This window comes from Candidatus Tisiphia endosymbiont of Temnostethus pusillus, assembly GCF_964264675.1.
GTDB lineage: Bacteria > Pseudomonadota > Alphaproteobacteria > Rickettsiales > Rickettsiaceae > Tisiphia.
Genome location: NZ_OZ183472.1, coordinates 534,137 through 558,041, shown reverse-complemented (window position 1 = coordinate 558,041; position 23,905 = coordinate 534,137). Strand labels below are relative to the sequence as shown.

Genomic DNA, 23,905 nt, shown 5'->3' with positions numbered 1-23,905 from the left:
AATAGACCCTTTTCGAAACTCTACTTCTGCTGGTGATTTGCACGTCGATGCGGTACTCGAATCCGTAACGGAATTAGAGTACGCTGTGGTTCGAGGTGAAGCGTCTCCTTCACACCCTTGCACATAAGCGAGTTTCGAAAGAGGTCTAATAAGTCTAGTATACCTGATTAGTCTTCATTTGTGTATCTAAATTATTCTTATCACTTTATTTCTTCCGTCCTCCTTTGCTTGATACAGAGCTTTATCGGTACGTTCTATAAAATCACTAATAGATTCCCCTATTTTGTATTCAGTTACTCCTATGGAGATAGTTTTCTTAATAGGGTCTTTTTGCGTTTTAACTTTAAAATCGATAGACTCCACTCTTGTTCTTGCCCTCTGCGCTATATACATAGCTTCGTCAATCGTTATGTCATTTAAAAGGATAGCAAATTCCTCTCCGCCATATCTAGCAACCAAGTCTGTAACCCTAAAAATACTCTTCAGAACATTAGCAATGGTTTTTAGCACTATGTCTCCTGCTTGATGACCATAAGTGTCATTAACTTGCTTAAAATGATCAATATCACACATAAGTAAGCATAAAGGTCTTTTACTATCAGTAGATTTTTTTACCATTTGCTTTATGTGTGTATCAAAATAATGACGATTAAATATACCTGTCAAACCATCTTTGATCGACAAATTTACGCTTAACTCTAAATCATTGCGTAAAGTATCTTGGTAATGTTTTCTTTTCAATTGAGTTCTGATTCTAGCTAATAGCTCGTTTTTGTCTACTGGGTATGTAAAATAATCATTAATACCCAGCTCTAAACCTTTGATAACTATCGATGTATTTTCTTCTTCAGCTTGTAATATGAGTACCGTATCATGGAATTTAGCATCAGACCGTAGCATCACGCTTATTCTTAAAGGATCTCCTTGCTCTAATTGGCAGCTGATAATTACTAAATCCGGGGTATATTCGCTATCTTTCTCCAATTCATTAATATCAGATATTATTTTGATATTGGGGGTAAGGCTTAGAAGCATTTTATTTATGTTTCTTGCCTGCACTATATCATCGTTAACTAAAAGTATTTTACTATCTGAAAAATTATCTTTTACCTCTATAACGTCACCACCTAATTCAGCATTAGTAGTGTTTCTAAGCTTGAGTTCATCAATAACCGCCTTCATTCTAGCAAGAGATCGTACCCTTGCAAAAAGAGCAGTGTCATCAATAGGTTTTGTTAAGAATTCATCAGCTCCAGCTTCAAGACCTTTTATGCGATCCTCAGTATCAGAAAGAGCCGTAACCATAATCACTGGTATATGAATAGTGTGAGGATTAGACTTAATTCGTTTACAGATTTCAAATCCATCTATATTAGGCATCATGGCGTCAAGTAATACAATATCAATTCTATTAAGGGCAAGAACATCCAATGCATCTTTGCCGTTATTGGCAGTAAATACTGTGTAATATTCTCCTAAAAGTTTAGCTTCCAGTAATTTAACATTTGATTCTATATCATCAACTACTAGTACATTGGCTGTCATAAAGTAATATATTTTTCTACAGACTCTTCAAATCCTTACACATAAGTGAATTTTGTAATAGGTCTCATGTTTCTTGGAAGAAATTTTTTTTTATTTTAGCATGAATTTCTCATAGCACTAAGTAATATTACTCAAATAATTTGAAGAAGATGTTTCAAAGATCAATAAAATTTGGTATAATAGCCTAGAAATTATCATTTATACGCGAAAGAATTTTATTCTGAATTTTTTGTACTGTTTTGTCAAGAAAATCAGTTACTACAATTTTATAGTAGGGGTTGTAAGATAAAATTTATTACCCTAATTCTTTAGGTACACTAAATAAGTTTAATAAAAAGTCCGCATTCATTAGCGAGTTCAATAGTTCTTTCTATCTCTAGAATAATCACTTTATCTTTTTGTATGACTAACCCTTTATAACCATAATTAGCTAAGTTACTTATTGTCTTTGCTCCTATTGTAGGTATATCAATTCTAGTATCTTGACCTTTCTTCATCATTTTAATAAGTACACCACCTGTAGAATTTTTACGTAAATATGAACATCTTTCTATTAAATTATCTGTACCCTCAGCCGCTTCAATACCTATAATATACCCATTATCAACAATTACTGACTGTCCTACATCAAGATATCCGATACTATCTAATAGCTTTATCCCCAGTTCGATATCTGTATTATCTATTCTAGATGGAACAGCTATGGTCATAACATCATTATTTGTTCTTAATATTTCATAACTAGAAACTACTTTAAACCCTTTTTCTTCTAGGAAATCTGTTACTATACCAAGAAGTTTATCATCTCCTAAAAATTTTTGTTTCAATATGCGTGCAAGTAACCTTGATCCCATTAAATCTACTTTAATTGATCGCAAATTAGGACGATTTACACTACCAGCAAGAATTATATTTTTTACATCATACTTACGAAAATATTCAATTATTGGCTTAACCATACCAATTTTAAAAAATTGGTGGGTAAAATCCTGATACAATACCGGATTTGCTTCTCCCTCCAAAGCTGCGATATAACATTGCCCGCCTTGCTTAATGAAACTATTGGCGAGTGAAATTGGCAATAAGCCATTTCCTGCTATAATTCCAACTATACTCTTTTGCTTTAAAGGGTATATTTGCAACATTTTACTTACTTACCTTATCATGTTCAACTTGTCTTGGCTGGCAAAATGCTCTACTAATATCCTGTTTTATAAAAGTGATAATTTGTTCTACAATAGGATTACCTTTATATTGCTTTAAAACTATCTCAATTCTATCAGTAAAAATACCTTCTCCAATAAAAATCTCATCTACGGCTTTTATAGTATCAAGCGTTTCCTGATTATCAAAGCCACGTCTTTTCATCCCAACTAAGTTTATTCCTTCAAGAAATGCCCTTTCATTTGTAGCTAGCCCAAATGGAATCACATCTTTGCTCACTGCAGACATACCACCCACCATCGAATGTTGTCCTATACGTACGAATTGCAGAACAGCAGAAAGTCCTCCTATAATGGCATAATCATCAACTTTAACGTGACCAGCTAGGCTAACATAGTTAGCAAGAATTACATTATTACCCACAATACAATCATGTGCTATATGCACTCCAACCATCAATAAACAATTATTACCTACAGAGGTAACCATACCACCACCTTTACTACCGGCTTGAATAGTGACATATTCTCTAATAGTATTATTATTACCTATGATAACCTCTGACTCTTCTCCCTCATACTTAAGTATTTGAGGGGGCTGACCAATAGAAGCAAATGGATATATAACTGTATTAGCACCAATTTTTGTTTTTCCCTCTATAACTACGTGTGATTTTAACTCAATATTATCTGCCAAAACCACATCCGACCCAACAGTACAAAAAGGACCGATTCTGACATTTGCACCAATCGAAGCCTTTGGATCTACTATGGCAGTTACGTGTATAGCTGATAAGGTCATTGTTAATTCCTATTTTTAACCATTGCAGTAAATTTGCTCTCTGCAACTATCTGATCATTAACTTTGCTGTTACTTGAAAATTTCCAAACAGAGCCTCTATTTTGTTCTATTTTAGCATAAATATGTAATGTATCACCTGGCTCAACAACTTTACGAAATTTTGCCTCTTCAATAGTCATAAAGAAAACATCTTTATCTTTGAAATCCATTGATTTGGCTACTAAAATAGCAGATAATTGAGCCATAGCCTCAATAATTAGCACACCAGGCATTACTGGTTTTGTGGGAAAATGACCAGTAAATTGCGGCTCGTTAAAAGTGACATTCTTGATACCAACAATAGACTCATGAAGCTTAAATTCTAGTACCTTATCTATTAATAAAAATGGATAACGATGAGGTAGCATTTCCATTATTTCTATAATATTAATTTTCATCTATATCCCGTTTTTTTGTGAGCTGTTTCATAATTACTGATTGTTTATGCCAATCTCTAATAGGTACGGCAGGGAATCCACCAACTGTTACTCCTGATTCAACATCTTTTATAACACCGGCTTTTGCTGCTACTTGCACTTTATCGCCTAATACTATATGTCCGGATATGCCTGACTGCCCCCCTAAAGCACAATATGCTCCTATTGTAGTGCTACCTGATATACCGACTTGGGCGACAATAATCGCCCCCCTTCCTATTATAGCATTATGTCCTATCTGCACTAAGTTATCTATTCTACATAAATCTCCTATCACCGTATCATTCATTGATCCTCTATCAATAGTAGTATTACTACCTATTTCAACATTATTACCTATTTTTACCATACCAGTGTGGAAAATCTTTTTATGAATTCCTTTATCTGTTGCAAAACCAAAGCCATCTTGTCCAATCCTTGCTCCCGGTAATATTACCACATCATCACCTATTATACTGTAACTTATTGAAACATTTGAGTATATTAACGCTCTATTACCTATTACTACTCCATAGTCTATAAAAGTTCCAGATTCTATAACACAATTATCACCTATTACAGCATGAGCTTCAATAACAACATTATGTCCTATATAACAATTACTTCCTATAGTGGCAGAATCTGAAATATAGGCAGATGGCATAATTTTGTTAGGATAAGTTTTTGCTTTACTATAAAATAGATCCACTAATTTTGCATAAAAGAAATATGGATTCTTTACTCTTAATAATATTGTTCCATTATTAGATTCTTGTAAAAAATTCTCTGGAACTATGCAGCATGAAGCTTTAGTGTTTTGGAATTGAGTAATATATTTGATATTACTTAAAAAGCTTATATCACCAACATCAGCCTCTTCTAATGACTTAACATTATGAATTAACAAATCATTTGAGTATGCTATCTCAGCATCTATTAATTTCACAATTTCTGATAATTTATAAGGAGCAGATTTCTTATAAAAACGTGAGTTTATCATGATTATTTATTCCCATAAAATATGGGAGTAGTATAAACGCTAGTTAGAAAATACTCAAGTTTTCTTACAATAATTTGTATTTCAGGATATTGTTCATTATTGTATAATAGTTATTCTACAATCTAGAAGTATAGTATAAGAGATTTATCATAGAGATGGTGGCTAGAGCCGGGATCGAACCGGCGACACAAGGATTTTCAGTCCTTTGCTCTACCAACTGAGCTATCTAGCCGCATGAACAGACCTATTGTACCCCAATTTGGGATAAGAATTGACAAATTCTTATCCCAAATTTGCGTTGTAGTCCCATAAATCTAATTTCGTTACAACTAACTTTCGGATTTGATATCAGATATCTGAACTTGATATTCCTTATTAAGTCCTTTAATTGCATATAGCCACAATATTACGATAACAAAAAATATACTAGCAAAATAAGGGGTGGCCTCAACAAAGGTAAAAGTAGGAAGCAAAATAAAGAATGTTGACTGGATGATACCTCCTCCAGATTTACCGAATCTACCACCTATAACTTCTACTGCCGCTTGACCTTTTGTTCTAAGATCCTTATCAAGAGGGATATATGCCATATTCTTGGTAGCATCAAATAGTGAGTATTTTGTTGCCTTACTTAAAATATTTTGAATCATCCCAATCATCACTGCTACTGCCAAAGGTCCAGAAGAGAATAGACCAGTAACATACATCGCAATAGTGCTATCAAAGAAAATAAAAGCAAAAAAAGCAACCCCAGTAATTAACATCATCAAAGGAGTAATCATAGCGGCGGTAAACCAAGAAACCCTTCTTAAAATGTTAGAACCAACAATCATAAACAATATAGCTGCCACACCTTGCCAAGCCTGGAACTGCCCCATATACATAGTATATTCTTCTTTAGTTGGATATAGTTGCTGAATTTTTGACTTCCATACACCTTCTACAAGATTTACTGACACCCCATAACATATAATTAGTAAGGCAATAAGCCCTAAATATTTTGAGCTAAAAATCATTTTAAAGCTTTCCATAAGAGATAGCTTAACCTTGCTTTTCTTATTGCTAGCTTTACTTGTTGGATCATATAAAGTAGGATCGGTTAAAACATGCTTATTCATCCATCTATACAATAACATGATAACTACAGCACTACCCATCATAATAAGAAGCAGTGGGGTAAATTTTAAATGTTCTGAAACTATTTGAGTTTCTTTGCTTAAAAAATAACCAAGTATTAATGCAGTAACTGGTAAAGATAAATTTGCTAACATACCAAACATAGAATAAAAGCGTTTCGCCTCTTCAGTTTTAGTAATTTGGTTAGCAAATTGCCAAAATAATAAGCTAAGCATCATACTTCCCCAAAGTTCGGATATAGCATAAAATATGGCAAAACTCCACTTACCAACTACCCTAATAAACCACTTAAAATTTGGATATGCAATACTTAATGCATCAATTGTCTCAGGATTAGGATGTACCAACTCTGGATATGGATATAATACAAAAGTAAACAGCACAAAATATGCTAGAAAAAAACTGGTCACAGTGTAAAAAACATTTTCTGCTTTTAAAAGATCACAAAGCTTTACATAAGCAACCATAAGCAGTATTGCCATTGGTAAAACTACATAAGTTTTTACAAAACTTATCGATTCAGGACCAATAACTGTTACCACAAATCCATCTTTTATCGATCTAAGAGTGGAATAGTTGAGCAAAATACAAAACATCATAGCCGCCATCGGCAAAAATTTCTTATTTTCATGCCCTTCAATTGGCCAAACCACTCTTCTTATTCCTGAGAAATAACTATTATCTTTCACCTTATCCATACTGTTTTATTATTCATTATAAGTCAGTGGACTTATACAGATATATACAAGAAAAGTCAAACGAAATGATTATTTTTTGCTAGATAGATATAATTATAGGTCTAGATGTAATACCAATTCCCAAAATTAATTTATTCTGAGGAATTTGAAGGAGACACGGAGCACACAACCGCAGCATACAAAATATACTCTATTAACTCCTTATCATTATTATGTGCAACCAAAATAAAGTCGAGTAATCCACTCCAGTTACCTGTAGTTGATACGGAGTAGAGAGCATTCAAAAGCATGGGCAAAGCTAAATTTTGCTAAAAAATATGCCTAGCTTTTTATAGTAACTGATAAATTGCTTTTATATGTCTGATAATACTAAGATTTACCAATTTAAAGTACATTTTAAAGATATAAGTCCAATGATTTGGCGTAGATTTCTAATTCAAATTTAGCTTTGTCCATGCTTTTGAATAGTCTCCAATTGCCAATTTGACTGCTGATTCTTTAAATTCGGTCGAATAAACCTTTGGTTTGCTATTAGTCATTTTTGTACTTCCTTTCTGTTAATCTTTCTGTTAATATTGTCTCGTATTAACTGTCCGGAAAACTGTTGACAGAACAATTTTTTCATAATACATTTAATCAGTAAAATGAGGTTATATTCAATAAAAATATTTTTAAGCTTTCTATTATAGATTTTCGTATTTGGGTTCATCTTGGATGTACTGAGGAAGAGAAGGCTCATCCCCAAATGGTTAGTTTCAATATTGACTTGTGTTTTAAGGTGTGTCCTCAAGGTGCTTATACAGATAATCTAAAGGATGTTGTTTGTTATCTTAAGATAGTTGAGTTAATTACCGTTTTTTGTCAAGGAAAGTGCTTTAATGTTGTTGAGCATTTGACAGAATCTATTTATAAGGCAATTTTTGATTACTTAAATTCATTCCAACATCTAATCCAATCAATTAAAATTGAGACTCGTAAAGTTTCTCCTCCTGTACCCAACATTCATGGGGGTATTAGTTGGACGCATTACATTAATTTTATTAATAGACCTCTTGCGGAATTCGCTTCTGCTAGGGAATTTGTAGGAGACACAGAATCTCGACCCGCAGCGTACTCAAATGTACGTGAGGAGCAGAGTACCGGTATCACGCACAAATTACCAGCAGAAGTAGAATTACGCAAGAGGTCTTGAGGATGCGTGATGATTTATATAAGCTTGGGATCAAATTTAGGTAATCGCCTTGATAATTTATGGGAATCTGTTAACTTAATTAGGAAATATTGTTTATCAAATATTAGATGTTCTATTATTCTTGAAACTAAGGCAATTTTACCATGCAGTGCTTCTGCTGATTGGGATAAGCCATTTTTAAATATGATAGTTGCTGGAGAAACAAACTTATCACCAACAGAATTATTGCAATCATTGCAAAATATAGAAGTAACTATAGGACGTCCTAGAAAGTATGAACTATGGGCTCCACGTATTATTGATTTAGATATTTTGTTTTATAACGATCTAATTATAAATACAGAAAATCTTATTATTCCCCATCCTAAACTGGAAAATCGTGATTTCCTCAAACATCTATTAGCATTAATGGGTAAAGAGCCGTGGAAATTCCAATCAAGTATAGAGAACTCTTTTATAAAAAGCTCTGTTTTAAATCCTCGGTTGGTAGGAATCGTTAATATAACTAAGGATTCTTTTTCAGATGGCGGAAATTTTTATGAAACAAATAGAGCTATAGAACAAGTGATAAAGCTTGTAGAAGATGGAGCTAGCGTTATTGAAATTGGTACTCAATCAACAAGGCCTAAGGCAACTATTCAACCTATTGAATCTGAATATGCTAAGTTAGATGAAGTGCTAGGGGAACTTGCACCTATTATTGCTGATAAAAAGATCGATATAAGTGTTGATACACTACATCCTTTTATTGCTGTAAATCTTATAGAAAAATATCATATAAGATGGATTAATGATGTTGGTGGAGGATTTGATGATAACACATTAAGGGCTATAGCAAAAGCTGGTTGCAAATTTTGTCTTATGCACTCTATTACTATTCCACCAAGCAAAAATCAGATTATACCTTTAAACGTCAAGCCAATTGATTATATGATTCAATGGGGCAAGTGTGCTATACAAAGACTTACTAAGCTTGGATTTACTTTAGAGAATATAGTTCTAGATCCTGGTATAGGGTTTGGCAAAACGGCTTATCAAAATATTGAAATATTAAGAAGTATAGATCAGCTTAAAACCTTAGATTCCTTGATAATGATAGGTCATTCTAGAAAGTCATATATTCATGCTTTTTCTGAAGAATCCCATGCTTATGCTAGAGACATAGAAACAATTGGAGTTTCCTTGGCTATTAAAGATAAAGTAGATTTTTTACGAGTACATAATGTGAAAGATCATATGAAGGCTTTGGTTGCCTATCACTCATCTAATAACGAGTAATGGCATGATAAGTAAACAATCTAGATCTATTATAGGAATCATGGCAGCAACAAAAGATGGGGTCATAGGTTGTAATAATGCCTTACCATGGTATTATCCAGGTGAGATCAAGCATTTTAGAGCTACTACCCACAATAGTATAGTTATTATGGGACGTAATACTTATCAATCTATGCCGAAAACACTATTTATAGACAGGCAGGCCTTTGTTTTATCTGATGATAACAACTTACAATTGAATAACGCTAAGTTTTTTGCCTCTCTGCAAAAATGTTTAGAACATCTTAAAGAATCGAAAACTAACGATAAGATTTTTATGATCGGAGGGGGGCAAATAGCTCATTTATTTCTAGAACATAATTTAATTTCTTCTTTTATCCTTACAGAAATACATAAATTATATTCTGGTGATGTATATTTGGAACTTCGGTATTTTAGCAGGTGGACAAGATATATACTAAAGAAATCAAGTGATTATACAATTTATCTATTAAAAAACCCTGAGGAGGTTTCATGGAATTTATAAATAATTTAGATGATGTATTGGAAAAATGGTCTTTACTTAAACATCCATTTTATCAAGCTTGGAATAATGGTATTTTGAATAAGAATACACTGAACGTTTATGCTCAAGAATATTATCATCATGTTGCTGCTTTTCCTAGATATATCAGTCAGATTCACGCTTTATGCGTTGATATCCAGGCAAGACAAGTCTTATTAGAGAATTTGGTTGATGAAGAACAAGGGGACAATAATCATCCGGAGCTATGGTTACGTTTTATTGAAGGATTAGGGGGTTCTCGAGATGATGATAAGAATCCAAAATTTGAGTCAACAAAAAGATTGGTTAATGGTTTTTTTGAGTTAACTCAAACAGATTATCCTACTGGACTTGGAGCCTTATATGCTTATGAAAGACAAACTCCAACAGTATCAAAAGTCAAGATTGATGGTCTGAAAAAACATTATAATATTCACAATCAAAGAACCTTAGAATTTTTCGTTGTCCATGCAAAAACTGATATATGGCATACCAATGAACTTATTAAGCTGATTAACAAACTTAATAGCATAGAACAAAAACAAGTACATTATGGAGCTGTGAAGGGGGCTAAATTACTCTGGCAATTTCTTGATGGGATGGAAGGGTTATATGCAAATTCATGCCATTAAGACTCATAAAATCCAATATGGTGAGTCATTACAAACTATATTGACTCAGTATATTGCAGATTTAAAAGAAGGTGATGTTGTAGCTATAACTTCAAAAGTAATTAGTGTATTAGAGGGAAGGTTTGTTAAAAAAGGTGATATTGATAAATATACATTAATTCTACAAGAGGCAGATCAAATATTAGAGACAGAAGAAAATAGGTATAATATTTACTTAACTATAAAAAATGGCTTACTAATTCCCTCTGCTGGTATTGATGAATCTAATGTCGATGGTGTTTATGTATTATATCCTCAAGCTGTTCAGAAAACAGCCTATTGGATTTGGCAATATTTACGCAATAAACATAATATTCGCGATCTAGGAATTGTTATAACCGATAGTCATACAACTATTATGAGACGAGGTGTAACTGGAATTGCTCTTGGTTGGTGTGGTTTTAGCCCCGTATATTCCTATATTGGTAAGCATGATATTTATAATCAATCTTTAAATGTTACACAAATTAATATATTAGATTCATTAGCAGGAGCAGCTGTTTTTGTTATGGGAGAAGGCAATGAGCAAACCCCTATCACTATTATTAAGCATGCTCCCCGTTTGACCTTTCTTGACAGACCTCCATCGGAAGAAGAAAAACTTAGCATTGTCATTAGTATGGAAGAAGATTTATATGGTCCATTATTAAAATCGGCGAAATGGGTGGGTTAAAAAGCGTGCAATAATGATCCGGTAAATGGATTAATGTGCGTTGAAAAATAAGATTATTAACGGTAAGAGCTTTATTTTACTTAAAAACGATGATTGATATAAACCAGCAACAAATACTAAATAAAATTTCAGATATCACTTTTAGTGACAATACAAAATTAGTCAGTATTATATCTAATATTATAATTAAGGATAAAAATATTGGGTTTGCCATTGATATTCTTGGTAAAGATTCCAAGGAAATCGATGAAATAAAAATTAAAGCTATTAAAAAATTAAATGAAATACCTAATATTGGGAAAATAACTATAGTTTTAACTAGTAGTAAAGGTGTAGCTAAAAAATCAACTAATTCAAAAGTTAAGCATTTCATTGACGGAGTAAAGAAGATAATATTGGTGGCATCCGGTAAAGGGGGAGTTGGTAAATCTACTATAACAGCATTGATAGCGGAGCAATTAAATCTTGAAGGATACAAGGTAGGAATAGTGGATGCTGATATTTATGGTCCGTCAATTCCGCAAATATTTGGTATTAGTGGTGTACCTGAAATAGTGTATAATAAAATGACCCCTTTAAAATCGCGGGGCATTGAAATTATTTCTATTGGATTTCTTATTCAGAATAATTCTGCTATTGTTTGGCGTGGTCCGATGGCCAGCAAGACAATTTACCAGCTATTATCTCTCACTAATTGGCAGGAGTTAGATTATTTAATTATTGACATGCCTCCTGGTACTGGTGATATTCACTTAAGTATTTTAGAAAATTACCAACTAGATGGAGTAATAATAGTAACTACTCCACAAAAAATGGCTGCAATAGATGTCGTTAGATCGATTGATTTATACAGAAAATTTAACCTACCAATTTTAGGTATTATAGAAAATATGAGCTATCTAGTTGAACCAAGTTCGGGAAAAAAAATTCAGATATTTAACGGTAATAGTGGAGAAAATTTTGCCAAAGAATATAATATACCTTTAATCTGTAAGATTCCTATTGAACCCAAATTATCTTACAACTGTGATAACAGCACTAGCCTTACAGATATAGTTAAACTACCAATAAAACAATTTGTTTAATGATATACTAAAATGATTTGAATATAAAATTCATAAAAAAGCAGGCCATAAATAAAGCAGGATTATATGTCAAACATAATCAAGATAGAAGAAGCTCAACCCCTTAAAAGACCTGATTGGATAAAGGTTAAAGCACCAAATTCATATCAATATCATGATACAAGAAAACTAATTGAGAGTTTAAAATTAAATACAGTTTGTCAAGAAGCTGCTTGCCCTAATATAGGGGAATGTTGGGCAAAAAAACATGCTACAGTTATGATTTTGGGATCTGTCTGTACTCGTGCTTGTAGATTTTGTAATGTTAAAACTGGTCGTCCCGATTTACTCGATCCTCATGAGCCACAGAGACTAGCACAAGCCGTAATGAAATTAGGGCTTGAACATGTGGTAATTACTTCAGTTGATCGAGATGACTTAGATGATGGTGGGGCTGAGCATTTTGCCAATTGTATAAAGGAAATAAGACTAGTTGCTCCTAATACCACAATTGAAGTTCTAACCCCAGATTTTCTTAAGAAAGATGGGGCAGCTGAAATAGTAGTATTAGCAAAACCTGACGTTTATAATCATAATGTAGAGACAGTGCCTTCTCTATACAAAACTATCAGACCAGGAGCGAGATACTATAATTCATTAAGTCTTTTGCATAATGTGAAAAAATTAGACTCTGAGATTTTTACTAAATCAGGTATGATGGTTGGTCTTGGAGAAACAAACGATGAAATTATACAAGTAATGGACGATTTAAGGGAAGCTAAAGTTGATTTTCTAACTATAGGACAATATTTACAGCCAACCAAAAACCATGCATCAGTTGCTAGATATGTTTCTCTAGAAGAATTTAAATATTTTGAAAGAGTAGCAAGAGTTAAAGGGTTTTTGATGGTTTCCGCCAGTCCATTAACCCGTTCTTCTTATCATGCTGGTGATGATTTCCAAAAATTAAAGGGGGCTAAGGCCTTAGCTTCGGCATAGTATAAGAAAATGAAAAAACTACCTAAAAAGCTTAATCTACCCGTAATAATATCGTTCTTACTCGGCATTACTATCGGGATAGGATATAATGAGGTACGAGAAACAGCTTCTTGGCACAGTTTTCATACCGAAACTGATAATTTAAATGTTTGTTTTACCCCGCCATCCGGCTGCGGATCATTAATAGCAAAAGAAATATCCAAGGCTAAGGATAGTATTTATGTTCAAGCATTTGGTTTAACTTCGCAAAATATAGTGGATCAACTAATTAAAGCTAAGCAAAACGGTGTTCAAATAAGGGTATTATTGGATCGTAGTAATTTACACGATAGATATTCTAAAATGCATGAATTAAAACGGGCTGGTATTGATGTCTCAATAGATAAAGTACCAGGTATTGCTCATAACAAAGTTATGATCATTGATAAAAGTAAGGTGATTACTGGTAGCTTTAATTTTACCAATGCAGCTGATAATAGAAATGCTGAAAACGTCTTATTAATAGAGAATAGAAATATTGCAGCAACTTATTTGCAAAGCTGGTTTAATCGTCAAGCAAAAAATTAATTAATTGAGGTATACTCGAATAATTCTGCGAATTTGGGTTAATTAGTTCTGACCGAAACTATAGCAGACATTCCTGGTATCAAATTACTAGTAATATCTTTAGGAGTCTCAAAATCTATTAGCACAGGAATCCGTTGAACAATCTTAGTAAAATTACCAGTTGCATTATCAGTCGGAATTAGACTAAATTTTGAGCCGGTAGCTGGTGATATATTACGTATTCTGCCGTATATGATCTTTTTTGGTAAAGAATCAAACTGTAATTTAACTTTTTGCTTTGGTTGCAATTTTGCAATTTGCGTCTCTTTAAAATTAGCTTTTACATACATTTGTTCATCCTGCACAACAAAAAATAATACTCTCCCTGGATTAATAAAATTACCTACCTGCAAGCTACTATTTGCTATTATTCCGTTAACTGGGGCTATAATTTGGGTATTTACTAAACTTCTAGCTACTATATTTTTATCTTCCAGTAACCCTTTCATTTTTTCTTCCTCAGCAGTTTTCTGTAAAGCTAAAAGTAGTAAGTTCTGCTGTGCAATTTGCAAGTTTAACTTTGCCTGATTATAATCAGTCTTTGCTTTAGTAAAAGACATTTTAGATTCATCTAATGTCTTTTTACTAGCAAATTTTTCTTTGTTAAGTTCTTGAGTTCTTATATAATCAACTGAGTTAATCTCCAAATTAGTACTAGCAGAATCAACAACCTCTTGACAAAGCTCTAAACTAATTTGAGCTATTAAAGTCTTTTGTTCTATGATTTCTATATTTTTAATAGATGCCTTAATAGAAGCTTCCAGTGAAGCAAGACGCGACTTATAATCCTGATCATCGATCTCAGCAATAAGATCACCTTTTTTTACCCTCATATTATCTGAAATAAATACATTCTTAATCACTCCATTAATCTCAGAGCTAACGTTGGATATGTCAGCCTCAATATACGCATTATCAGTCGATTCTGTATGACTCCAAATATAAATATGATAAGCTAGGTAGACGACTATTACGCCAAACAAAATCAGAAAATATTTAGCAAATGGATGAGACTTATATTGTTCAAAGATTTTTAACATAAATTAACCTCAGTTTGATATAATAAATTAATAGTAACCTCAAGTAATCATCGCCATTAGGGGTGATGTCCACAACTGTTGAAAGTTAAAAAACCGTCATTACAAGTTACCCACCAAAAATAAATTTTTAGGTACAAAAAAAATGACAAATGGTATAAAAAGTGTTAGCAACCTAGAGACCGTCGAGGCAATAGTGCCGAAAGAGCCTGATTGCGAGTTTAGTACGCAGAAGCTCCATACATGAGTTAATAGTCAACTCTAAGAAAATACAACCCACATGCTGGAGCTTTTATACCTGCTGCCTCTCTTTTTTTAGCATCCAAAGCTTTTTGTATATCACCTTCCTGCCATATATTGCGTCCAACTAATACTAAACTACCAACAATATTTCGAACCATATGATGTAAAAAAGATCGAGCAGAAACATATATTTTTATATCGTTGTTTTCTTGTGTAATAACTAACTTAGATAAGGTTTTTATAGGTGACTTTGCTTGGCAATATTTACCTCTAAATGAGCTAAAATCATGATTTCCTATGAGATAGAAAGCTCCATATTTCATTGCTTCAACATCAAGAGGTTGTTTTATCCACCAAGCACGATTTAAATCTATTATCACTTGACTAGGTCTATTAATAATTCTATATACATAATGACGTTCTACAGCAGAAAATCTTGCATGAAAATCTCCGTCGACTAGAATACAATCAACTACCCCTATATGATAAGATCTTACAAAATAGTTAATAGCCTGTATAACTTTATAGGGCTGCATATATTTCACTAAATCGAAATGTGCTACTTGCCCTAAAGCATGAACCCCTGCATCAGTCCTGCCAGCTCCATGAACCACTACTTTTTCACCAGTAAATTTGTATATACCATCTTCCAGTATTTGTTGAATAGATATAGCATTACACTGCCTTTGCCAACCAACAAAAGCAGTTCCTAAATATTCAATGGTAATTTTATACCTATAAAAATCTACTAGTTGATTCATGAATTTATTTACCGCCTATTTCAGCTCTCCATACTGCAATTCATACACTCTATGCATCTTATGTGCCATTTCATGATTATGAGTTACCACAATAATAGAGGTATGTTGTTGTTTGGCGGTTTTAAGTAATAAGTTAAAAACCTCATTAGCAGTATTAGGATCTAGATTACCAGTAGGTTCATCAGCTAAAATAATTTTAGGATTATTAATTAAGCTACGAGCGATAGCTACTCTTTGTTGCTCTCCACCAGATAGCTCACCCGGCATATTATGTATTTTATTGGCTAGTCCTAACTCTGATAATAGCTCTTCTGCCTTCTTAAGAGTTAATTTATAACTATCGCCAGCAATTAATTTTGGCATTGCTACATTCTCTAAGGCAGTAAAATCTTTGAGTAAATGATGTTGTTGATAGACAAAACCTATATTACGCAGTCTTATTATATGAGCATGATTTTGGCAATAGTTTGTTGACTCTATCTGCACCTCTCCATTATTTGGGGTATCAAGTAGACCAGCTATATGCAGTAAAGTTGATTTACCGCTACCAGAAGAGCCTATTATGGCAACTAGTTCCCCTTGCATTACAGTTAAGTTAACATTACTTAATACTTCAATAATAGATTTTCCCTGCTTATATTTTTTAGAAATATTTTTTAACATTAATACAGCTTTATTCATAACGCAAGGCATCCACAGGATTTAACTTAGCAGCTTTATATGAAGGATAAATTGTTGCACAAAAACATAAAACTATAGAGATAGTTGATACTAATATAACATCTTCTAATCTTACCTCTGACGGTAGAGTGTATAAAAAATAAATCGCTGCTTCAAAAATTTTAGTACCGGTTACTTTCTCCAAGATATTTCTAATAGACTGGATATTATAAGCAAAGCTTGTACCCAATATGATACCTAAAATCGTACCGAGCAAACCTATAAACATACCATTACAAATAAAAATAAGCATAATCTGCCTAGTACTTGCACCAATAGTACGAAGCACTGCAATATCTGAAGTCTTATCTTTAACTAACATAAACAAGCTAGACACGATGTTAAAGGCTGCTACCATAATAATCAAAGAGAGAATAGTAAACATTGCTATCCTTTCAACAGCTAAAGCATTTAGAAACTGTAAATGTGATTTCTGCCAACTTGTCACTCGTAATTTTGATCCTAAAAGATTTTGTATCTCCCAAGCATAAATTCCCGCGTTACTCGGCTCTATCGTTATTACTTCGATTAGATTAATAACTTCCTTGAAAGACAGAAAATTTTGGGCAGCAATAAGTGGCATTAAAATAGTTGCTGAATCATAATCATACATACCACTAGTGAAAGTAGCCACAACCCTGAATTCTTTAGATCTAGGCATACTACCAAAAGCAGTAGAAATTGAATTGGGAGAAATTAATTTTATTTTTGTACCCGCTTGAACTCCTAGGTTACTAGCAAGTTCATTACCAACTGCTACCACATCTGTACCAAAAAAATCGGTAAAATCTCCAGTATTAACATTCTGTAAAATTTGATTTTTATATTTGAGTTCAGTTAAATCTATACCTTTAATTATAGCACCACTATTCATTCTTTTACCTAGTGCAAGAGCTTGACCGACAATGCTTGGAGAAATATGTTTTATATAATTCTGACTAATTAATTTTTTGTTAATTTCATCATAATTTGCGATAGAACGTGATACTGGTGTTATGCTAATGTCACCATTAAGACCAATAATGTTTTTAGTCAGTTCATAATGAAAACCGTTCATAACGGACATAACCACTATCAATGCAGCAACACCGATAGTTACACCCATCAAAGAAACACCAGCAATAATAGAAACAAATCGCTCATTCTTCTTAGCTCTAAAATATCGAACTGCTACTTTTAGAATAAAATTATCTTTTATCATTTATTTAGGTTCATCAAATATTCTATCTACTTGCAATAATTTATAACAACCAATCAATGCTATAACTATAGTGATGCACATAACAATTGCTAATGGCTTAAAAGTACCCTGATAAAAATAACTAACCAACTGCAAACATAATGCGGTAACAATCAATCTTCCTGATACCAATATAGCAGTAATTCTGCCTTTAGCATTTGGTATAATCTCTATCGCCAAAGGCCATAAAATATTACAAGGGAATATCATACCAATAGCCACTAGTTGTGTTACTATTGTTATGGTTAATGGGTCATTAGTCTTGCATATCACCAAAACTATAGCGGCAATTATAAAAGCTACAAGTGCTAAAATACTAAAGAAAAAACATTTTTTTTGTCCAAAATTCTTTAATAAATAACCACTGCTAAAGCTTACAGCCGAAAATACTGCAGCCATTGCTCCCTGATAAAAACCAAATTCTTGAATAGACACTCCTATATCTCGCATATACAAGATAGGAGAGATACCAATAAAAATCCAATAACCTTGAAAAAGCATTAATAAGGTTATTATATAATAAATAGCTTTTCTCGATTTAAAGACCAAGCCATACTCTTTTAGAGATATTTCAACATTATAATTTACCTGCCCTTTGGGAATAAATAATAGACCAATTATCAAACAAAATATCCCAAATATTAACAGTATAGCAAAATTACCTCGCCAACTAAGCAAAAAATTTACATAACTTCCTATTACCGGTGCAAAAGCCATGGCTAAACTAACTGCACCATTTAAAGTCCCCATCATTTTTTGTTGTTGCTTAACCGAATATAAATCAGCAAGTACTACATAGCCTAACACAGCTACCCCAGATATACCAATTCCTTGCAGAAATCTACCAAGTAGTAACATGTAATAATTAAGACCAAACACACAAAAGATACTACCAACAATAAATATTATAAGACCTATAATAATAATTACTCTTCTGCCAAACCTATCTCCTAAATTTCCTACTATCAAGGAAGTAACACAGTGGGCTATGAGATTTATTCCTAATAAAAATTCCACCTTAAAAGTAGAAAGATTAAAAGTATCTTGTAAATCTGGAAAACTAGGGACAAATAAATCCACTTCAGCCCCAGATAAAACTTCCATAATTAAAATAGTAATAAACAAATTCATAAAAAAATATATACTCCTTACAAATGAAGAGTTGATAAACAACAAGGCAATTTAAACTTCATAATCAACAGTTAATATAAACATAAGCAAAGCTACCTGCTAACCACCTGCTTTTTTGTCTAAATTTTCCAGTTCATTATATACTTAAACTTCACAATTTGTAATACTTACTCTATAACTCCTTAATATTCAATCTTAATGTTCAATACTAACTTTAGGAAATAATATTATGACAAATTATCATTTATTTACTTCTGAGTCTGTCTCTGAGGGACATCCAGATAAAATGGCTGACCAAATTTCAGATGCTATACTGGATGCAATTCTTAAGGAGTATCCAAAAAAGAGTCGGGTAGCATGCGAAACACTTATAAAGACTGGACTAGTATTTATAGCTGGAGAAATCACAACAGATGCTTGGGTTAACATTGATCAAATAGTACGCAATATTATAAGAGAGATAGGCTATACTAGCTCTGATATAGGTTTTGACGCAGACTCTTGTAGTGTGATTACTTCAATAAGTAATCAATCTCCGGATATTGCATTAGGTGTAGATAATCGTGAAGATCATGAAATAGGTGCTGGTGATCAAGGTTTGGTGTTTGGGTACGCAACGAATGAGACTCCTACATTTATGCCTGCACCAATTATCTATGCTCATAAATTAGTTATGAGACAAGCTGAACTCAGAAAAAAGGGCATTTTGCCTTGGTTAAGACCAGATGCTAAAAGCCAAGTCACTTTTAAATATGTTGAGAATAAACCAGTTGGTATAGACACCGTTGTACTTTCTACGCAGCATCACCCTAATATCTCTCATGCTGATTTAGTAGAAGCAGTAATTGAAGAAATCATTAAGCCTGTGTTACCAGATGAATGGATTGATAAAAATACTAAATATCTTGTGAACCCAACAGGAAGGTTCGTAATTGGAGGGCCTTTGGGAGACTGTGGACTTACAGGAAGAAAAATAATAGTTGACACTTACGGTGGAATAGCACGCCACGGTGGCGGATGTTTTTCTGGTAAGGATCCAACAAAAATCGATAGATCTGCATCTTATGCAGCAAGATATCTAGCAAAAAATATTGTAGCAGCAGGTGTTGCACAGCGTTGTGAGATTCAAATTTCTTATGCTATTGGAGTTGCCCAGCCAGTTTCTATAAGTATTGAAACGTTTGGGACTAGCAAAATGAGTGAATCAGCAATAATTGAATTAATAAAGAATAATTTTGATTTGAGCCCAGGCGGTATTATAAAAAAACTATCTTTATATAATCCAATTTATCTTAAAACAGCATCATATGGGCATTTTGGACGGGAAGATCAAGATTTTCCTTGGGAAAGAATAGATAATATAATGGGACTATAAAATAAGTTGATAATGCAATATATGAGTAAGATTTTTAACTATAACCCCAATAAGAAATTAGCCATTATTGCTCTTAAGGTTAAAGCTAACGCAAAGACAAATAAGATAGGCGAGTTTGTCATAATTAATAATCAATATCATCTAAAATTATCTATAAAAGCAGTTCCAAAGGATGGTAAGGCTAACGATGCTATTGTCAATTTTCTATCCAAAGAATGGAAAATTTGTAAAAATAATTTTGAGATAATATTAGGTCACACTAATATTTTAAAACTCTTAGCAATAAAAAATATTGAATTAGACTATTTAAATTTACATTTAAAACACTATATGCATAACATTAAATAGTATTATAGGACTTAACTATGACCCAAGAAAAAAAGAAGTTTGACGCTGAAGTTGGTAAGATTTTAAACTTAATGATCCATTCTCTTTATACTAATAAAGAGATTTTTATGCGTGAGTTAATATCTAACGCTTCGGATGCTTGTGATAAATTAAGATATTTAGCCGAAAGTGATGCAAAACTTATTGCAGATGATCCTATCTTTAAAATTACTGTAAAAATTGATAAAGATAAAAGGCAGATTATTATTAGAGATAATGGTATTGGTATGAACCGAGAAGATTTGATCGATAATCTAGGAACTATTGCAAAGTCTGGTACAGGGAATTTCTTAAACAACCTGTCTGGAGATGCTAAAAAAGATAGTATGTTAATAGGACAGTTTGGCGTTGGATTTTATTCAGCTTTTATGGTTGCTGATAGCATTACTGTTACCTCACGAAAAGCAGGAGAAGAGAAAGCTTATGTTTGGCAGTCAGATGGTCTTGGGGAATATATTGTTGATGATTTTGCTCATGATTTTACCAGGGGAACTGAGGTAGTTATTCACGTTAAGCTAGAAGAAGATAGTTATATTGATCATTTTAGATTGAAGCATATAGTTAAAAGTTATTCTGATCATATTGCCATACCTATATACTTTTTTGATGAATCAACTAATAATGAAATACAGCTCAATTCAGCTTCTGCGTTGTGGACAAGACCGAAATCTGATTTGACTTTTGAACAATATAAAGAATTTTATAAAGCTTTATCTTATTCGATGGACGATCCTTGGTTAACTATTCATAATAAAAATGAAGGTACTGTTGAATTTACTAATTTGTTATTTATTCCGTCAACTAAGACTTTTGATTTATTCCACCCCGATCGTAAGAGAAGAGTAAAATTATACATTAAGAGAGTTTTCATTTCTGATGAGAATGTAGACTTAATACCTTCTTACCTGAGGTTTCTAAGAGGGGTAGTAGACTCAGAGGATTTACCTCTTAATATTAGCCGCGAATCTTTGCAGCATAATAGTACTTTAGAGAAGATTAAAGCTGCAATAACCAAAAAAGTATTGGGGGAACTCAAAAAGAAAAAAGACGAGTCTATAGAGGAATATAGCAATTTCTGGTCCAATTTTGGGGCTGCTTTAAAAGAAGGATTATGTGAGGCAACTAGTGATCATGATAAATTACTTGAAACATGTATATTTAAAAGTAGCCTTTTAAGTAAAATGATTAGCCTTGATGACTATATTAGTAACTTTAAAGAAGGACAGGATACCATATATTATCTTAGCGGTGATGATCCAGCAAAATTACTCTCTAGCCCTCAAATAGAAGGATTTTTAAGCAAAAATATCGATGTACTGCTATTTACTGATACAGTTGATGATTTTTGGGTTAATGTTAATAGTAGCTATAAAGGTTATGCTATCAAATCAGTTACTAGAAGTGATATTGATTTAGAGAAATCTGAGCAAAAAACTGAGGATATCAAAGAAGACAATGATGAATATGCCAAATTAACAGAGTATTTTAAAGAAATATTAGGTAATTTAGTAAAAGATGTAAGGATTTCTAAAAAACTCACTTCTAGCCCAGCTTGCCTCGCCGTTGGAGACGGAGCTATGGATATTCGTATGGAAAGATTCTTAATTGAGCAAAAACAATTAATGGCAGCATCTGCTAAAATACTTGAACTAAACCCTAAGCATAAAATTATTGAGAAAATTAATGCTGATATAATCTCAAATAATAAAGATTCTGCTAATGAAGAATTGGTTAGATTAATGTATGACCAAGCCTGTATTTTAGAAGGTGAGCCAGTCAATGATACTGGTGGATTTGCAAAAAGACTTAATGATATTATGCAAAAAGCTATCTTATAAACTTAACAATCAGATGCAGAGCCGTCTTAAATCTGATTGTTTCTATAATTTCACCGATTTGGGATAAGAATTGACAAATTCTTATCTCAAATTCGCATTATACGGGTTTACTGGGTTTCCGAAATTTGTCCAAAACTATTATATTATCTACTGAATTAGATTTACTTTTAGAATCGCTAGACACCTTAATTGTTTCTCTTTTCTTCTCGTTAGGCAATTCATTAGATTTGATTGTTTCTAGCTTAAACTTTAGGCTGTAACCATTATTAGGATCAACAAAGCTGATAAGCGAATCAAATGGTACATAGATAGTTTCTTTGATACCATCAAAACTAATTGTTACAGAAAAGCCATTGAGTCCTACAGTTAAATCTTCAAATTGATATTGTATTACTATAGTTATTTCTTTGGGATAACGTTCTTTTATCCTAGAAGATAAAACTACGGCAGGATTATCAGTTTTGTAAGAAATATACAAGAGTTGATTCAGCTGCAACTTATCGGTACGAATTTTTGAAAGAATCTTTTTTACAAATTCCAACATACATTCGTTAAGAAATTGTTGATATGGGGTCTTCATAGTTATAAACTAAACAAAGAAAATAACACAAAACTAGATATAGCTAATCCGAAAATGTTTGATCCATAGTAACAACCTTGATGTCATTCCTAGCTAAAAACGGGAATGACATAGCTTATAGCTAGGTCACATTATAACTAAAACCTTTTCAGGTTAGCTATAGGCTGAACAAAATTTAAATAGTCTTATTCAAACCTTATTCATATGAGGTTTTGTATATCTCTAGTTATGCAAGATAAAATTCTAGCGGGGCTTTTTCTGTTGCCCGGTTAAGCCCCCAACCGCGTAGGACTAGGCAGCTAGTGCTGCAGTTCTTACGAAACGTTCATTATCATTTGCGTTTCTTTTTTTAACCCAACGACACGAGGTCCGGCGGAATTATACCGAGTAAAGATAATTTTTTTATTAAGCACGTCGATCCTATTTCGCCCCCATGAAAGCTTATGGATGGAATCTGTAGTATCCTTCTATCACAACTTAATTTGGTGGAAGCGTCGGGTACCGCCCCCGAGTCCGCAACCTCTATTCTAAATCACGTTTATTACTATAGCTACAAAAGTAGCAATTTTATACTACAACAATTATAATAGGATGTAAAGGGCAAATTTTAAAAAAGTCTATTGTATATACTTATAAGAAGTGCGATAATCAATTAACATGAGTTCGATTCTAATTCCCTCTATGCCATTCCCGCGTAGGCATTATACCCAGTATAGAAGGATAATTATTACATCGAACTCACGCGAATTTGGGATAAGAATTGACT

The 23,905-nt window shown here is 32.8% G+C and carries 23 protein-coding genes, 1 tRNA gene and 1 other RNA gene; 11 read left to right on the top strand and 14 right to left on the bottom strand.

The features are described from left to right. Positions 1–186: 186 nt before the first annotated feature. From ACFEL2_RS02745 to ACFEL2_RS02715, 7 genes are all read right to left on the bottom strand, one after another. Positions 187–1,545 (bottom strand): PleD family two-component system response regulator, encoded by a 1,359-nt coding sequence (locus ACFEL2_RS02745; RefSeq protein WP_341751112.1) that lies wholly within the window; start codon positions 1,543–1,545, stop codon positions 187–189. A gap of 317 nt (positions 1,546–1,862) precedes the next feature. Continuing rightward, complete coding sequence (locus ACFEL2_RS02740) at positions 1,863–2,690, bottom strand: LpxI family protein (protein ID WP_375332187.1); 828 nt, start codon at positions 2,688–2,690, stop codon at positions 1,863–1,865. 1 nt (position 2,691) lies between these two features. Further along, complete coding sequence (gene lpxA, locus ACFEL2_RS02735) at positions 2,692–3,510, bottom strand: acyl-ACP--UDP-N-acetylglucosamine O-acyltransferase (protein WP_341751114.1); 819 nt, start codon at positions 3,508–3,510, stop codon at positions 2,692–2,694. 2 nt (positions 3,511–3,512) lie between these two features. Continuing rightward, positions 3,513–3,947, bottom strand: coding sequence for a 3-hydroxyacyl-ACP dehydratase FabZ (gene fabZ / locus ACFEL2_RS02730; protein WP_341751115.1), 435 nt, complete (start codon positions 3,945–3,947; stop codon positions 3,513–3,515). Further along, entirely contained in the window at positions 3,937–4,965 is a 1,029-nt protein-coding gene (gene lpxD, locus ACFEL2_RS02725; RefSeq protein WP_375332186.1) for a UDP-3-O-(3-hydroxymyristoyl)glucosamine N-acyltransferase, read from the bottom strand. Before lpxD ends, fabZ begins: the two co-directional genes overlap by 11 nt. 156 nt (positions 4,966–5,121) lie before the next feature. After that, positions 5,122–5,197, bottom strand: a tRNA-Phe gene (locus tag ACFEL2_RS02720). Between the two features lie 97 nt (positions 5,198–5,294). Beyond that, positions 5,295–6,800, bottom strand: coding sequence for an Npt1/Npt2 family nucleotide transporter (locus tag ACFEL2_RS02715; RefSeq protein ID WP_375332185.1), 1,506 nt, complete (start codon positions 6,798–6,800; stop codon positions 5,295–5,297). Between the two features lie 652 nt (positions 6,801–7,452). Here ACFEL2_RS02715 and ACFEL2_RS02710 point away from each other — a divergent pair. The 8 genes from ACFEL2_RS02710 to ACFEL2_RS02675 all read left to right on the top strand — a co-directional run bounded on the left by ACFEL2_RS02710 (position 7,453) and on the right by ACFEL2_RS02675 (position 13,788). Further along, on the top strand, positions 7,453–7,992 hold the full coding sequence (locus ACFEL2_RS02710; protein ID WP_375332365.1) for a dihydroneopterin aldolase: 540 nt from the start codon (positions 7,453–7,455) through the stop codon (positions 7,990–7,992). A 9-nt stretch (positions 7,993–8,001) separates the two neighbouring features. After that, a complete protein-coding gene (folP, locus tag ACFEL2_RS02705) occupies positions 8,002–9,270 on the top strand; it encodes a dihydropteroate synthase (RefSeq protein ID WP_375332184.1) in 1,269 nt (422 codons plus the stop codon). 4 nt (positions 9,271–9,274) lie between these two features. Continuing rightward, a complete protein-coding gene (locus tag ACFEL2_RS02700) occupies positions 9,275–9,796 on the top strand; it encodes a dihydrofolate reductase (RefSeq protein WP_375332183.1) in 522 nt (173 codons plus the stop codon). Then, positions 9,784–10,446 carry a CADD family putative folate metabolism protein gene (locus ACFEL2_RS02695; RefSeq protein ID WP_341755221.1) on the top strand — a complete coding sequence of 221 codons (663 nt, stop codon included), beginning with the start codon at positions 9,784–9,786 and terminating at the stop codon, positions 10,444–10,446. The genes ACFEL2_RS02700 and ACFEL2_RS02695 overlap by 13 nt, the downstream gene beginning before the upstream one ends. Beyond that, positions 10,427–11,158 (top strand): coenzyme F420-0:L-glutamate ligase, encoded by a 732-nt coding sequence (locus ACFEL2_RS02690; protein ID WP_341751119.1) that lies wholly within the window; start codon positions 10,427–10,429, stop codon positions 11,156–11,158. Before ACFEL2_RS02695 ends, ACFEL2_RS02690 begins: the two co-directional genes overlap by 20 nt. Before the next feature lie 89 nt (positions 11,159–11,247). Further along, positions 11,248–12,243: an Mrp/NBP35 family ATP-binding protein gene (locus tag ACFEL2_RS02685; protein WP_375332182.1), complete on the top strand. Its 996-nt coding sequence runs from the start codon at positions 11,248–11,250 to the stop codon at positions 12,241–12,243. A gap of 66 nt (positions 12,244–12,309) precedes the next feature. After that, positions 12,310–13,221 (top strand): lipoyl synthase, encoded by a 912-nt coding sequence (gene lipA, locus ACFEL2_RS02680; RefSeq protein WP_341751121.1) that lies wholly within the window; start codon positions 12,310–12,312, stop codon positions 13,219–13,221. 9 nt (positions 13,222–13,230) lie between these two features. Beyond that, positions 13,231–13,788, top strand: a complete 558-nt coding sequence (locus ACFEL2_RS02675) for a phospholipase D family protein (protein WP_341751122.1) — start codon at positions 13,231–13,233, stop codon at positions 13,786–13,788. Positions 13,789–13,826: 38 nt separating this feature from the next. On the opposite strand, the gene ACFEL2_RS02670 is transcribed toward ACFEL2_RS02675, so the two are convergent. The 5 genes from ACFEL2_RS02670 to ACFEL2_RS02650 all read right to left on the bottom strand — a co-directional run bounded on the left by ACFEL2_RS02670 (position 13,827) and on the right by ACFEL2_RS02650 (position 18,959). Beyond that, on the bottom strand, positions 13,827–14,867 hold the full coding sequence (locus tag ACFEL2_RS02670; RefSeq protein ID WP_341751123.1) for an HlyD family secretion protein: 1,041 nt from the start codon (positions 14,865–14,867) through the stop codon (positions 13,827–13,829). Positions 14,868–15,112: 245 nt separating this feature from the next. Then, positions 15,113–15,868 (bottom strand): tRNA pseudouridine(38-40) synthase TruA, encoded by a 756-nt coding sequence (truA, locus tag ACFEL2_RS02665; RefSeq protein ID WP_341751124.1) that lies wholly within the window; start codon positions 15,866–15,868, stop codon positions 15,113–15,115. Positions 15,869–15,883: 15 nt separating this feature from the next. Continuing rightward, on the bottom strand, positions 15,884–16,549 hold the full coding sequence (locus ACFEL2_RS02660) for an ABC transporter ATP-binding protein (protein WP_341751125.1): 666 nt from the start codon (positions 16,547–16,549) through the stop codon (positions 15,884–15,886). Next, entirely contained in the window at positions 16,542–17,789 is a 1,248-nt protein-coding gene (locus ACFEL2_RS02655) for a lipoprotein-releasing ABC transporter permease subunit (protein WP_341748302.1), read from the bottom strand. Before ACFEL2_RS02655 ends, ACFEL2_RS02660 begins: the two co-directional genes overlap by 8 nt. Next, entirely contained in the window at positions 17,790–18,959 is a 1,170-nt protein-coding gene (locus ACFEL2_RS02650) for an MFS transporter (RefSeq protein ID WP_375332181.1), read from the bottom strand. It abuts the gene before it with no gap. 229 nt (positions 18,960–19,188) lie between these two features. Between ACFEL2_RS02650 and metK the strand changes: the two genes are divergently transcribed. The 3 genes from metK to htpG are packed head-to-tail and all read left to right on the top strand — an operon-like array spanning position 19,189 to position 22,559. Beyond that, a complete protein-coding gene (gene metK, locus ACFEL2_RS02645) occupies positions 19,189–20,334 on the top strand; it encodes a methionine adenosyltransferase (RefSeq protein WP_341755227.1) in 1,146 nt (381 codons plus the stop codon). 21 nt (positions 20,335–20,355) lie between these two features. Next, complete coding sequence (locus ACFEL2_RS02640; RefSeq protein ID WP_375332180.1) at positions 20,356–20,682, top strand: DUF167 family protein; 327 nt, start codon at positions 20,356–20,358, stop codon at positions 20,680–20,682. 17 nt (positions 20,683–20,699) lie between these two features. Beyond that, the gene (htpG, locus tag ACFEL2_RS02635) at positions 20,700–22,559 is read left to right on the top strand and encodes a molecular chaperone HtpG (RefSeq protein ID WP_375332179.1); all 1,860 of its coding nucleotides are present in this window, start codon (positions 20,700–20,702) and stop codon (positions 22,557–22,559) included. A gap of 97 nt (positions 22,560–22,656) precedes the next feature. On the opposite strand, the gene ACFEL2_RS02630 is transcribed toward htpG, so the two are convergent. Next, positions 22,657–23,139 carry a ClpXP protease specificity-enhancing factor SspB gene (locus ACFEL2_RS02630; protein WP_342271622.1) on the bottom strand — a complete coding sequence of 161 codons (483 nt, stop codon included), beginning with the start codon at positions 23,137–23,139 and terminating at the stop codon, positions 22,657–22,659. Positions 23,140–23,384: 245 nt separating this feature from the next. Further along, positions 23,385–23,741: a transfer-messenger RNA gene (gene ssrA / locus ACFEL2_RS02625) on the bottom strand. Positions 23,742–23,905: the final 164 nt, after the last annotated feature.